Source organism: Peptostreptococcus canis (assembly GCF_014229965.1).
GTDB lineage: Bacteria > Bacillota > Clostridia > Peptostreptococcales > Peptostreptococcaceae > Peptostreptococcus > Peptostreptococcus canis.
Window position 1 is genome coordinate 521,539 of sequence record NZ_JABGBW010000001.1, and the last position, 14,272, is coordinate 535,810.

The following is a 14,272-nucleotide window of genomic DNA, read 5'->3' on the forward strand; positions in this document are numbered from 1 at the left end:
TATGGAAAATAAGATAAAAATTAATAACATAAACTTCTCCTATCGAGGAAATGACAAGCAATTAACCGATATTAATTTAACTATTTTAAGTGGACAATGTTTGGCGATAGTAGGCAAATCCGGTTGCGGAAAGTCCACGTTGACGAGAGTAATAAATGGACTAATTCCATCATTTTATCAGGGATATTTAGATGGGGATGTGTTCATTGATGATAAAAACTTAGGGGAGTTAAACACTTGGGAAATAGGTTCTTTTGTTGGAAATGTGTTTCAAGATCCGAGAAGTCAATTTTTTGCTAATGAAGTAGCAGGAGAAATTGCTTTTGGCTGTGAAAATTTAGGTCTATCACATAATGAAATAGTCGATAGAGTTCATAAGTCTGCTAAAGAGATGAATATATTAGAACTGTTGAATACAAGTATATATACATTGTCTTATGGTATGCGTCAACGTGTTGCAATATGTTCAGCTAAGGCTATGCAACCTGATATTTATGTATTGGACGAACCATCTGCAAATTTGGATTTAAAATCAACTTACCAATTTGCAAAACTGATTCAAAAATTAAAGAAGGAAGGAAAAACTATCATTATTGTAGAACATAGGTTATTTTATTTAAATTCAATAGTAGATAACTATATTTTTATGGTAGATGGGAAAATAAAGAAAAATTATACATCTGATGAGTTTAATAATATAAGTTCAAAAGAGTTAAATGATATAGGATTACGCTCATTGCATTTTGAAGATATTTTTTTAGATGGTTTTACGAATCAGAGTACTCAAGGATATAAAAGTTTTGAGATAAGTGGAATTTCAAAAAAATATGGAAAAAATTTGTTATTGAATAATATAAGTTTCAAATTTGACAGCAATGAAATTATTGCCCTAATTGGTTCTAACGGTGTAGGTAAAAGTACATTAGGTAAAATTTGCTCTGGACTTCAAAAGGAAACATCAGGAGAAATATTTTTAGAAGACAAACCTATTAAGAGAAAGAGCAGATTAGATAAAATTTGGTATATTCCTCAAGATCTTGATTCTCAATTATTTGGAGAAGATTTAGTAGATGAACTTGTTACGGGATTAAAAGATAAAGAAAAGTATATAGAAAAAGCGGAAGTAATCTTAAAAAGATTGGGTTTGTTTGAATTAAAAAATCAGCACCCGTCAACTTTATCCGGAGGTCAGAAACAAAGATTGGTTTTAGGTGTAGCGATGATGCGAAATATTTCGGTTGTAATTTTAGATGAACCTACATCAGGTTTGGATTATGGAAGTATGGAACAAGTCGCAAATCTAATTAGAGAGCAAAGGGACTTGGGAACAAAATTTTTGATTATTTCACATGATATAGAGTTTATTGTAAAGATTAGTGAGAGAGTAATAAAAATGGAAGATGGAAGGATTACAGAAGATTACTATCTTAAAGATATAAATACTTTGCTAAATTCAATGGGATATGAGAGGTGATACCATGGATGTGATGAAAAAGCATGTAGGACAAATAATTTTGTCAATATTTATAGCCATAATAGGTGTTGTTTGTAGCGTGTTACCATATTTTGCGGTAGCAAATATTGTAACGCAAATAGCAAATGGCAGTACAGACTTTATGGTTTTTAGTAAACAGATAATGATTGTATTATTTGGATTGGTTGGAAGTGTAGCATTTCATACATTATCAACATTGATTTCACATAATTTAGCATTTTGTGTTATTGAAGATTCAAGAAAAAAATTAGCAAAGAAATTTAGCAAACTTCCAATGGGAACAATAGAAAAGAAAGGAAGTGGAGAGTGGACACAGTTTATGGTTGAAACTTTGAATAAAATGGAACAACCAATTGCCCACGTTATTCCTGAAGTCATTGCAAATATCATTATCCCTATTGTTTTATTAATCAGTATATTTGTTATGGATTGGAGAATAGGTCTTGCCAATCTCATAACATTACCATTAGGTTTGTTATTTTCAATGCTAATGATGGGTGGATATGAAGAAAAATCAAAACGCTATCAAGAAGCATCTAAAAATATGAATACCACAGTTGTTGAATATATTCGTGGCATTAACATTATTAAGGCGTTTAATAAATCTGCATCATCTTATGATAAATTTGTAAATGCAGTTGAAGGAAATAAAAATAGTATGCTGGATTGGTATCTAAGCATTTGCTTTTATATGACAGCAGCTATGGAAGTTTTACCATCAACTTTAATATTTGTACTTCCAACTTCCTTATTTTTATTCATGAAAGGAACTGTTGATATAGGAACTTTGATCATGTGCGTTTTATTATCTTATGCTTCTTATAAACCACTTATTAAGGCTATGAGCCATTTAGATACTATGGCTAATATAAAAGTGGTCATTGAGGAGATAAAAGATGTTATGAAACTTCCTGAACTTGAAAGAGGAAATACATCACAGAAAATAAATTCATACGATGTAACTTTTGATAATGTTACATTTGGCTATGACAAAAATAAAAAAGTATTTCAGGATTTATCCTTTACTGCAAAGGAAGGAGAACTTACAGCTATTGTCGGATATTCTGGTGGAGGAAAATCGACTTTGGCAAAATTGATTGCAGGTTTTTGGAATATTGATTCCGGAAAAATAAGCATTGGGAATGTAGATTTAAATGATATTTCTCTTGAAAGAAACATGGATATTGTAACTTATGTTTCTCAAGAAAATTATTTATTCCAAAAAAGTATAGTTGACAATATGAGAATGGCAAAATCTGATGCAAGCATTGAAGAAATTCAAAGTGCTTGTAAAAAAGCAAGTTGCCATGACTTTATTATGAATTTACCCAATGGATATGAAACAGTTATCGGTGAGTCGGGAAATAGCTTATCGGGAGGAGAAAGACAGAGAATAACCATTGCAAGAGCTTTACTAAAAGATAGCCCGATTGTCCTTCTTGATGAGGCAACGGCATATTCAGATCCGGACAACGAAGCTGAAATACAAAAATCTCTTGATGCTTTGGTAAAAGATAAGACTGTTATTATGATTGCTCACAGACTTTCAACGATTATTCATGCGAATAAAATTATTGTAGTCAATTCGGGAAAAATTGAAGCAGAAGGTACACATCAAGAACTGCTTCAAAGTAGCGACACCTACTCCAAAATGTGGAATGCACATAACAGCGTGTACTTAAATGGGGAGGTGATATAAATGAGAGAACTTCTAAAGAAACTGTATAGTATTGCAGGAAAAGAGTCGCAAAAATTAAGCCGAATGATAGTTTTTGAAATATTGAAAAGTATTTTTGAAGGTATTTCGCTTGGGGCGATATTATTCCTCTTGCTTAAAATTTTTGAGAAACTATTTGAGCAAAAAGAAGTAGTTATGAATGATGTCTATATAGTATTTGGAATAGCTGTGCTTAGTGTTGCAGGCAAAATAGTGTTTGGCTATTTGGCAGACCGCAACAAATATATAGCAACTTATAATTTGGGTGCAGAAAATAGACTGTATATTGGAGATAAGCTAAAGCAAGTAAATATGGGATACTTCAACTCTAACCGATTGGGACATATTTCAGGAGGATTAACAAGCGTAATAGGAGAACTGGAAACAGTAGGTGTCAATATCATTGAAATGATGTTTGTAGGAATAATACAGACTGTTATTATGGCATGTTTTATGTTGCCTTTTGATTTCATTACAGGAGTTATTATTCTGATAACTTTAATGATTGGATTATTTGTTAATGCGGTTTTTCAAAATAAAGCGGATCAACTAACCAAGAAATTGCAAAAATTGAAGGTAGAATTAAATGCAAACACTTTAGAATTTGTAAAAGGTATTGGTGTTATAAAATCTTTCGGCAAGAACAAAGAAATGCTTGGAGATTTGGAAAACAGCATCAGTGATAACAAAAAAGGATACTTTAATGTTGAAAAAGTAATTGTACCGGTAAATTTGATTTTTCTTCTTGTGTTCAAATTAGGTATGTGTGCAATTATTTTAAGTTCCATTGTGAGATATAGTAATGGAGAATTAGAGCCGTATAAAACAGTAATGCTCATTGTTTCGAGTTTTATCGTTTTTGCAGGTTTTGAGATGGCAGGAAGTATGCAGAACTTAAGAGGAATTGCTGTGCAAAACCTTGATGCGATTACAAAACTTAGAGATATAAAAACAATTAGTGAGGGACAGAAAGTAACAATTGAAAACTCTGATATATACTTAAAAAATATTGATTTTTCCTATGATGATAAAAAATTATTTCAGGGTGTAAGTGCCTTTATACCGTCAGGGAAAACAACAGCATTGATTGGAGCGTCCGGAAGTGGAAAAAGCACTATATGTAATTTGATAGCAAGGTTTTGGGATGTGGATAGTGGTGAAATAATCATTGATGGTACGAATGTAAAGGATTATAGATATGACAATCTATTGTCTAATTTCAGTTTCGTTTTCCAAGATGTTTATTTATTTGATGACACAGTGAAAAATAACATCGCTTTTGGAAATCCTGATGCTACAGATGATGAGATCGTTGAGGTTGCAAAACACGCAAGATGCCATGACTTTATTATGGCACTTCCGGATGGATATGAAACCATTTTACAAGAAGGTGGCTCCAACTTATCGGGAGGAGAAAGACAGAGAATTTCTATTGCAAGAGCAATGCTTAAGCCAAGTAAAATTGTCATACTGGATGAGGCTACTTCAAGTGTAGATCCTGAAAATGAACAAGAGCTTGTAGCTGCTCTTAATGATTTGTTAAAAGATAAGACTGTAATAGTGATTGCCCATAAACTTGAAACAATTAAGAGTTCTGATCAGATTATTGTAATGGATAAAGGAAGTATTGAGAATGTAGGAACTCATGATGAACTGATGAAATCATCTTCAATATATAAAAAGTTTATAGAACAAAGAGAAAAAGCTATTCAGTGGAAATTAAATGATTAAGGGAGGAGCTATAGAGTGAAACAAGAGATGAAAGAACAATTACTAACTAAAAGACCGATAGATTTACTATTTCAGCTATCTATTCCAGCGGTTATAGGAATGATAGTTATCGGTCTATATCCTTTGATGGACGGAATATTTGCCGGGAAAATTATAGGACAAACGGCTATGACAGCTTGTGGTGTTGCAATGCCATTAACATTTTTTAACAGTGGAGTGTCTACACTTCTTGGTGTTGGTTCGGCATCCGTTCTTTCCAGAGCAATAGGAAAAGGAGATCAGAAAACTGTCGATAAAATTATGGGGAACTTAATCTATTGGGTAATTTTCTTCTCTGTAATTATCACAGTTGGAGGAATAATCCTTGCACCACACTTTTTATCTATGGTGGGTGCAACAGGTGAAATCAAAGCCTATGGCATTAGATACCTTAGAGTAATTTTCATTGGCTCCCTATTTGTGAACTTTACACAGTCAGCCAACATGGTTATGCGTGGTGAAGGGCTGATGAAAAAAGCTATGACGATTATGGGGCTTGGAGCTTTGCTGAATATTATTCTTGATCCAATCCTAATGACTGTTATGGGAAAATATGCTATTGAAGGTGCTGCTCTTGCAACTATTATAGCACAGTTTGTTCAAGCTGTTGTAACGATGCACTATTTCTTGAAGAAGAGTAAGGTTGTTAAAATCCATAGGATAAAGTCGGATGCTGAAATAAAAAAAGAAATGTTCGGTGTGGGTTCTTCCGCTATGATGATGCAACTCCTATTTATGATACAACAGACAATGCTATATAAAATGGCATTTAAATATGGCGGAGATCCGAATGGGATTTTGATGGCAGCCTCACTTCGTGTATATGCCTTTTCATTTATTCCTCTTTGGGGAATGAGCCAAGGCTTACAACCTGTTGTCGGAACAAACTTTGGAGCAAAGCAATATGATAGAGTAAGGCAGGCTATGAAAGTATTTTCTATTGGAGGGCTTATCCTTGCAGCAATTTTTTGGATTCCATCCTTGTTGCTATCAAGTCAGATACTTTCATTGTTTGGAGTAGAAGCAGATATTATTGCACATGGAGTTGGTAATTTCAGGCTGTTCTATTCTGTATTTGTTTTGTATGGAGTAATGGTTATGAGTATTACATTTTTCCAATCAATCGGAAATGGAAAAAAAGCCGGAATCATTGTAATGCTGAGACAATTGTTTTTGTTTGTTCCTGCCATGATTTTATTACCAATGATGTTTGGTGTAAAAGCCGTTTGGTTTACTCAACCGCTTGTAGATTTCATTATGATTGTTGTTGGAATATTTATGATGATTAGTGAGTTGAATAAAATGGGGAAAGAAAAGGTAAAAGTTTAAAACTCTGCTTTGTCGTGCAATGAAATTGTTTTGGAAAGGGAGTGTTATGAAGATATTTTTGCTATAAGAGATGGAGGAAGAAGAATGAATGCAACTATATACCCATTAAAGATAGAACATGGAAATAAGCATTCTCCTTTTTTCCATAACTGTAGTACTTTTATGTTTTCACGAGCACTTTCATTACCAATTAAATAAACTTAAAGGAAGAACAGGTTTCTTTCATTTTCGAGGACTTTTTATGCCAAGATGCAGAAGTCCTCCTTTTTTTTGTCTTAAAACGCAGAAAAAAAAAGAAATGGAGGAAACATATATGCAAAAAGAATATTACCTTTATGTGAATGGACAAAAGGTTAGAGTCAGCGAGCAGATATATAAAGTCTACTGGCGAGAAAAAGAACACGAGAAGTATTTAGAGCAGATGGACAAGAAAAACCACTTGCTCTTTTTTTCGTCATTGGATCATGACGGACATTTTGTGGATAGTATTATTGATGAGAGTGTTGATGTAGAAAAGATTGTGGAAACTCAGATGATGATTGAAGCAGTCAGAAATGCTATATCAAGGCTCAATGCAGAAGAAAGAGATATTATTGAACGCTTGTATTTCAATGATGAAACTTTATCAAGTGTTGCAAGAGATAAGGGAGTAACTTATCAGACTATACAATGGCGAAAGGATAGAATTTTAAGAAAGCTCAAAGAGATTTTAGAAAAATTATTGTAGAAAATACTCTGTATGTGAGGGCGGATTTTCCTTTATAAAGTGAAGGGAGATCTGTCCTCTTTAATTTTTTAGAAGATAGGAAATGAAATTCAAGATATTTAAAGGGAATTCTCTCTTATAGCCATTAGGCAGTTGTTCTTTGACAATTGAATAGACCAAGACGGGACTTTTAATTACTTAGTGAGCAAAAGATATTTACGCCATGACTTTCCTGCTGATTAAATTCGGTTTAAATGAATACTGCCATAAGCGAGGATATAAGGAAACGAGCGATAGATAAAGATTCTAAAGCAAAGAACAAGGACAACTTTGTGAGCCATGACCTAAGTGATGATAATGATACTTCTTTAGTGAAAGCCGGCTCATCTTAACAGGGGCGGTGGTGAGATTCCAATGTTGCTGATCCAAAGCACCCGTCAATGTCATAAAACTTAAAAATGAATTTTAACGAGGAGGGTTTAGAATGAATAACGAATTACTAAAATATAGCCTCCAATTATCTATGCTATCTATCTTACTTTCAGAACATTTACTAAACGATATTGAATACAGAAAGATAAAGTTAAAACTAATGAAAAAGTATAACATTTTGACAGAATTATATTTATAATGTTTTGTAAGTGTGGTATAATTAAACTGCATAGAAAGATACAAATAAGGAGGGGATGCAGTGAAGAAAGATGTAAAAGTTATTAAAGGTGATACCACACTGAAAAGAACTGCATCAGGCTGTGTTGAACGCTCAATAAAGCGAGTGGCAGCTTATTGCAGAGTTAGTACAGATACTGAAGATCAGATTAACAGCTATAATTCTCAAGTAGAACACTACACAGAATTTATACAGAAAAATAAAGAGTGGACTCTTGCTGGAATATATGCTGATGAAGCAATAACAGGAACACAGGTTGATCGAAGAATTGACTTTCAAAGGCTGATAAATGACTGTATGAATGGCGATATAGATATGATAATTACAAAGTCTATATCAAGATTTGCGAGAAATACATTAGACACTTTAAAGTATGTAAGAAAGTTAAAAGAGTTTAATGTTGCGGTATTTTTTGAAGAAGAAAACATAAATACTCTAACAATGGATGGCGAATTGCTTTTGACTATTTTAAGTTCAGTTGCTCAACAGGAAGTAGAGAACATTTCAGCTAATGTTAAAAAAGGCTTGAGAATGAAAATGGAAAGAGGAGAAATGGTCGGCTTTCAAGGATGTTTAGGTTATGACTATAATCCGGAGACAAAAAGCATTTCTGTAAACGAAAAAGAAGCTGAAATTGTAAGATATATTTTCAGAAGATATATTGAAGGCGTCGGTGGAATGGTAATCTCAAGAGAGTTGGAAGAACAGGGATATTTATCACCAAGAGGAAATAAAAGGTGGACTGAAACAACAGTTTTAGGAATTATAAAAAACGAGAAATATAAAGGGGATCTCATGATGGGAAAGACCTATACGGTTGATCCTATTTCAAAGAGAAGATTGGATAATTTTGGAGAACAGGATAAGTTTTATATAGAAAGCCATCACGAGCCAATTATTTCGAAAGAAGATTTTGAAAAAGCTCAAGGCATTAGATTAAGAAGGTCAAAAAATAGAAATACCGTTGCTAACAATGGTGGTAAAAGAGAAAAATATTCAAGAAAATATGCTTTTAGCAGCATGCTGGAATGCGGATTTTGCGGTCATAATCTTTCAAGAAGAAATTGGCATTCAAGTTCAGAATATACAAAAGTGATATGGCAGTGTGTCAATGCTACTAAAAATGGGAAAAAGTATTGTCCGCATAGCAAAGGAATTGAAGAAGCAGCTATAGAAAAAGCATTTATGGAAAGTTATCGTCAAGTATGCCACAATAATGTAGAAATTACCAACGAATTCCTTAAAACTGTTGAAGAAGAATTGAAAGACAACAGTTTAGCTAAAGACTTGAAGAAGATAAGCAATCAACTTGATAAAATAATAAAGAAAGAAAAAGATCTTGTTGAATTAAGGCTGAATGAGTCAATCAGCATGGATATATATCAGGACAAGTATAATGAAATAGCCATTAGCAAAGAGAAATTACTTGCAGAAAAAAGGACTTTAGAAGTAACACTTACTGATGAAAAAGCATTGAAGAAAAGGCTTGAGGGTTTTAAAAAATTACTTGAATCCAATAAATACCTTGAGGAATTTGATAGAGCTGTATTTGAAAGTATAGTAGATAAAATCATTATTGGGGGAACTAACGATGAAGGCGAAATTGATCCTGCAATGATTACTATCATATACAAGACCGGGAAAAAAGATTCTCAGGACGGGAGATTATTTAAGAGCAGAAGAAAAAATGCCAAGGAAGTTAATGAGGAAACTGGCGGCAAATTGTATCCTCAATCAAGCGACGAGGTTAATAATTTGTATTCCTATCCTATTGACAACACATGTGGAGTGTGTAGCATTATTGTCCAAACCTGATGTCGACCACCATATAAATATAAAAATTGGTGAATATGAACTAGCTGAAATAGATTTTTTGAAAGATGCTACTTATGAAGAGATAAGGAAGTATGTCTTAGATAAATATGGATTTAAGGTATCTAATCTATATTTAGCACAAGTAAAGGCAAAGTAATACCATACAATGCCCAGAGGAAAAAGAGAAGGCTATAGAAGAGGCTTTAGAGTGGTTTGAGATGATGTAAATAATGTTGTTTTATTAATAGTAATGGATGGTGTTATTTTTGAGGAGGAAAATTTATGAAAATAAAATTACCAGATATTGATAGAGAAGAAATATATATAGATAACAAACAATCAATTATATTAATAGGTGCCAATGGTTCAGGAAAAACAAGAATGAGCATTTGGATTGAAGAAAATAACAAAAATATTTCAGTTCATAGAATATCAGCTCAAAAGTCTTTAAATATGCCAGAAACTGTAAGTCTGATAGAGTCTGGAATAGCTAATGAAAAATTTTTGTACGGAAATTCATCTAATGATAAAGAATGGCTTAAAGAACATGGAAAGAAATTAATTAGATGGAATGATAAACCGGTGACACATTTATTAAATGATTTCAATGAGTTAATGGAATTATTGGTTACTGATGATTATGAAAAAAGTATAGAATTTCGTAAAATCCATAAAAGTGGAGATACTGAATTTAATAATGAAACAAAGTTAGAAAAAATAAAAAGCGTTTGGGAGGATGTTATTCTTCATCGAAAACTTGAAATTAGTTTAGGTAAAATAGAAGCATATGATGCAAATGTATATGGTTCAGATAAGCTTTATAATGCTAGTGAAATGAGTGATGGAGAAAGAGCAATTTTTTATTTTATAGGAGAAGTTTTATCAGTGCCAGAAGGAAGTTTGATAATCATTGATGAACCTGAGAATCATTTGCATAACTCCATATTATCTAGATTATGGAATTCAATAGAATCTCATAGGGAAGATTGTACTTTTTTATATATAACACACAATATAGAGTTTGCAAGTTCAAGAATTAACAGTCAGATAGTATGGATTAAGAATATAAAAAGTGATTTTCAATGGGAGTATGAATTAGTTGATGAAGTAAGTAAATATGAAAAATTACAACTTGAAATACTTGGTAATAGACAAAAAGTTCTTCTTGTTGAAGGAAATTCAAAAAAAAGTATAGATAAAAAATTATATTCTGTTTTATTTCCTGATTATAATGTTATACCTGTTGATAATTGCAATCGTGTTATTCAATACACTAAAGCGTTTCAAAAATTAAAAAGTGCACATTATACTGAAGTTAAAGGAATAATCGATAGAGATAGAAGAAGTGATGAGGAGATATTAAGTTATAAAAGTTATAATATATTTGCTCCTGAAGTTGCAGAAATAGAAAACTTATTTTTAATTCCAGAAGTTATTAAAGTTGTATGTAAAAAATTATATAAAACTAATTACAAAGAATTATAGGAGAGAATTTGCAAAATTAGAGAGGTGTATATATGAGTTGGATAGATATGATAATAAATTCAATGGAAAAATTAGGTGGGCATGCAGAATATAAAGATTTATATGATATGATTGAAGATTTATATCCAGAAAAAACATCATCTGTTAAAGATTATAAAGCACAGGTAAGAGGTACTATAGAAAGGTTTTCAAGTGATTCAGATGTTTTTTATAAAAAAAAATCAAAAAAAGACATATTTTATTTAGTTGGAGAAAAAGGTGATGGTCATTGGGGAATTAGAAATTTTGAACCTCATGATAATGATGTTGATATGACAGAAGACGATCAAGGGTTTCCAGAAGGAAAGAAAATGTTAAGAGCTCATATATGTAGAGAGAGAAACTATAAAATAATAAAAGAAGCAAAGTCTAAGTATAAGGCTGAAAATGGAAGGCTTATATGCGAAATTTGTGAGTTTGATTTTGAAAAAACATATGGTGAGATAGGTAAAGATTTCATTGAAGGTCATCATATAAGGCCTATATCAGAACTAAATGAAAACGATAAAACTGAAATCAAAGATATAATTATGGTTTGTTCTAATTGTCATAAAATGTTACATAGAAAAAGGCCTTGGCTAAAAGCAGAAGAGTTGATTGATAAGTTGCTTAAATAAATACTTTTATATTAATTAATATAAAAATTTAAAAATAGTAATTTAATAATAGATTTATTAAAGTATATGAAATATATTTTTGAACTATATAATTTACAACTGTAATATCTAATCTCCAGTGGCTTAAAGCCAATACGGATACAGCCGTTAAAGCTAGACGATTATAAACAATAGGTTTTCTATTTTCCATAGCTCTGTTCTTATATATTGGGAGTCATTCATATCGTTAATAAAACGATTGAGTTTAGCCATATATTTTCTGATATTAGTATTTTTTAAATCCATATTCCTTTTTTCAAGCAAGTTTTTAAGTATATTATTTGACACGAATTGTTCGTACAATGAGAATGCTGTTTGGGAGATGTTTGAGAATAGAAAGATAAGCGCCTATGGGAAGGCTTCTAGATATATAAAAAGTTTTAATAAAGGTGAACGTTTTATATTATCATAAAGGATGGGGTGTAATTGGAGCTGGAATAATTAAGAATTCAACTATTAGAGAGGATAAAGCAAATGAGGAACTATATCGTGATGTAAAGCTAATCACACCACAAATAAAAGATGAAAAAGGAATACATAGTATATCTGCATCGGAATTACGTGTTCTTTTAGGTAAGAATTTTTACTTCGCATCAACTATAAAGAGTCCATATCTGTCGGATAAAGAGGCTGAATTAGTTATAAATGAATTGAAAAATAAGTACGGTATCCTTTAAGTTTTTTAATATAAAACGATCTTATTAAGTTATTGATTTATTGTCACATACAGGTGGAAGTTCAAAAATAAGAAATGATATAAAAAAATTCAAACTGTATTATCGTTTCATGTGGAGAGTGTAGTGTTGATATCAAGTCTAGAGTTAAGAAAATGTCTGAAAAAATTATTTGGGTTTTTATTAAGATTAATAACAGTAGATTTTTATAAGGGAGAATTTTATGAATATTATTATAGATTTAGGGAACATCTGGGAGATGCTGTCAGCAATCGGAACGATTGGAGCGGTTGTATTATCCTTGTGGTTATCTAGGAGAAATGAGCTACCCCGATTATATGTCCATTATTGTATGAACTATAGTTCTGATTTGGTTGAAAAGACACATATTTTTGAGATTGTAAATATAGGGACTATTCCGACTACTGTCATTGATGAAGGACTATCATTATTTAATAGGAAATACTTTAATAGTACTATATGTTTTCAGGGGGTTGTAAATTCTAGCTTTAGTTCTAAAGACTTAGCAACTTCATATTCAAATACTTTAAGGCCGGGTGAGAGTATGACGATTGAAATAGAATTTCAAAATATGATAGATACTGTAAATCTACTAATGCAAAGAAAGAATAAATCAAAATGCTATTTTTATATTATAGATAGCACTTGTCAAATGTATTTCACTAAACTTTCAGTAAAAGGTATTGTGAATGAGTAAAAATGGTTCAATACCAATCAGTAGTAGTAAGGCAGGACTTATTAAAACTAATTTTTATATTAAAACATATCAACTTAAAAAATAATCAAAGGCTTTAGGAAGTGGATTAGATGTTATAGGAGGAGGTTGTTATGCCTAGGCGAAGTAAGAACAAATTTGATATCGTTAATAACGAAATACATATCACACGAGAAGGTTGGACATTAGTAGGACTTACTACATACAGAGAAGATTATTATGAGGAATTAACATCAAAGACTTGGACATTAACTAAACTCAATAATGATACTGAGGATAAGGGTTATTTGTTGAATGGAACGTTAGGATTACTCCATCGTTATATTGTTGCTAAATGGTATGGCGAAGATGTGCTAGAGGAGATGACAGAAAAAGGATATGTTGTTGACCACATGAATAATAGACATGCTGACTGTAGAATATCAAATCTTGAATTCTTAAAAAAGGCATATAATACCGCAAAAGGGCAGGTATTTGATGTAGATTCTAAGACTATGGAGCACCATATAGCAGTTAACATTTTTAAAGACTTTTCTACTGGATGCTATCAGATTACCATAGGGTGTAATGATGATATTAGCGTAGTAACTACAAATGGAGAAAAATATCATATTGAGGCTATATTGCTGTTGTATGATTGTGATTATTCAATCGTAATAAATGATGCAGAAAATATATTAAGAGTGTATGAGACTAAAGGTTATATTGATGTTGGTAAAACCTATGCTTGTGATGTTAAAGTTAGAAAAGCTGTATATATTGAATTAACCGAAGAAGAAAAAAATGGAGGGGTAGTAATCCGTAATGGTGTACCGTGTTTGGTTTTGGAAACAGGAAAAGCCTTCCTCAAGTCAGTGCATTATCAAGAAGGATGGATGCCACCTAAAAAATAAAGATTCTTTGTCAAATTGTGTTGATAATAATTAAAAAAATTATGTGATAATATCATACAAATTAGGCCGATCACCAAAAGTCAGAACAATATTCTAACAATTGGAGGTCGGTATTTTTATGACTAAGTACAACTTCGAATTTAAAAAGAAAGTATTTCAATCATTATCTTAATAGTGGAAATAAATATAATGTTATTTTACCTTCTTTCATAATATTATTTTATATCAAAAAGTGACAAAGTCCAAAATTAATCCTAAGGTGACATTATCATAAAATAACAACACAG

The 14,272-nt window shown here is 31.6% G+C and carries 14 protein-coding genes; all 14 read left to right on the top strand.

What is annotated here, in order from left to right; genetic code table 11:
• The first annotated feature begins 1 nt into the window (after window position 1).
• A complete protein-coding gene (locus HLB29_RS02445; protein ID WP_011860798.1) occupies window positions 2-1,474 on the top strand; it encodes an ABC transporter ATP-binding protein in 1,473 nt (490 codons plus the stop codon).
• A 4-nt stretch (window positions 1,475-1,478) separates the two neighbouring features.
• Window positions 1,479-3,194 carry an ABC transporter ATP-binding protein gene (locus HLB29_RS02450; protein ID WP_011860799.1) on the top strand — a complete coding sequence of 572 codons (1,716 nt, stop codon included), beginning with the start codon at window positions 1,479-1,481 and terminating at the stop codon, window positions 3,192-3,194.
• Window positions 3,195-4,943 carry an ABC transporter ATP-binding protein gene (locus tag HLB29_RS02455; protein WP_011860800.1) on the top strand — a complete coding sequence of 583 codons (1,749 nt, stop codon included), beginning with the start codon at window positions 3,195-3,197 and terminating at the stop codon, window positions 4,941-4,943.
• A gap of 15 nt (window positions 4,944-4,958) precedes the next feature.
• Complete coding sequence (locus HLB29_RS02460) at window positions 4,959-6,311, top strand: MATE family efflux transporter (RefSeq protein WP_011860801.1); 1,353 nt, start codon at window positions 4,959-4,961, stop codon at window positions 6,309-6,311.
• Between the two features lie 313 nt (window positions 6,312-6,624).
• Window positions 6,625-7,038, top strand: a complete 414-nt coding sequence (locus tag HLB29_RS02465; RefSeq protein WP_185623697.1) for a sigma-70 family RNA polymerase sigma factor — start codon at window positions 6,625-6,627, stop codon at window positions 7,036-7,038.
• Between the two features lie 233 nt (window positions 7,039-7,271).
• On the top strand, window positions 7,272-7,409 hold the full coding sequence (locus tag HLB29_RS02470) for a conjugal transfer protein (RefSeq protein ID WP_011860804.1): 138 nt from the start codon (window positions 7,272-7,274) through the stop codon (window positions 7,407-7,409).
• Window positions 7,410-7,501: 92 nt separating this feature from the next.
• Window positions 7,502-7,648: a hypothetical protein gene (locus HLB29_RS02475; RefSeq protein WP_011860805.1), complete on the top strand. Its 147-nt coding sequence runs from the start codon at window positions 7,502-7,504 to the stop codon at window positions 7,646-7,648.
• Window positions 7,649-7,708: 60 nt separating this feature from the next.
• Complete coding sequence (locus HLB29_RS02480) at window positions 7,709-9,502, top strand: recombinase family protein (protein WP_185623548.1); 1,794 nt, start codon at window positions 7,709-7,711, stop codon at window positions 9,500-9,502.
• Entirely contained in the window at window positions 9,489-9,659 is a 171-nt protein-coding gene (locus HLB29_RS02485; RefSeq protein ID WP_243155063.1) for a hypothetical protein, read from the top strand. The genes HLB29_RS02480 and HLB29_RS02485 overlap by 14 nt, the downstream gene beginning before the upstream one ends.
• Window positions 9,660-9,784: 125 nt before the next feature.
• Entirely contained in the window at window positions 9,785-10,987 is a 1,203-nt protein-coding gene (locus tag HLB29_RS02490) for an AAA family ATPase (RefSeq protein WP_185623549.1), read from the top strand.
• Window positions 10,988-11,019: 32 nt separating this feature from the next.
• On the top strand, window positions 11,020-11,643 hold the full coding sequence (locus HLB29_RS02495) for an HNH endonuclease (protein WP_185623550.1): 624 nt from the start codon (window positions 11,020-11,022) through the stop codon (window positions 11,641-11,643).
• 428 nt (window positions 11,644-12,071) lie between these two features.
• Window positions 12,072-12,359 (top strand): hypothetical protein, encoded by a 288-nt coding sequence (locus HLB29_RS02500; RefSeq protein WP_185623551.1) that lies wholly within the window; start codon window positions 12,072-12,074, stop codon window positions 12,357-12,359.
• A 220-nt stretch (window positions 12,360-12,579) separates the two neighbouring features.
• The gene (locus HLB29_RS02505) at window positions 12,580-13,074 is read left to right on the top strand and encodes a hypothetical protein (RefSeq protein WP_185623552.1); all 495 of its coding nucleotides are present in this window, start codon (window positions 12,580-12,582) and stop codon (window positions 13,072-13,074) included.
• A 131-nt stretch (window positions 13,075-13,205) separates the two neighbouring features.
• On the top strand, window positions 13,206-13,985 hold the full coding sequence (locus HLB29_RS02510; protein ID WP_185623553.1) for an HNH endonuclease: 780 nt from the start codon (window positions 13,206-13,208) through the stop codon (window positions 13,983-13,985).
• Window positions 13,986-14,272 lie beyond the last annotated feature (287 nt).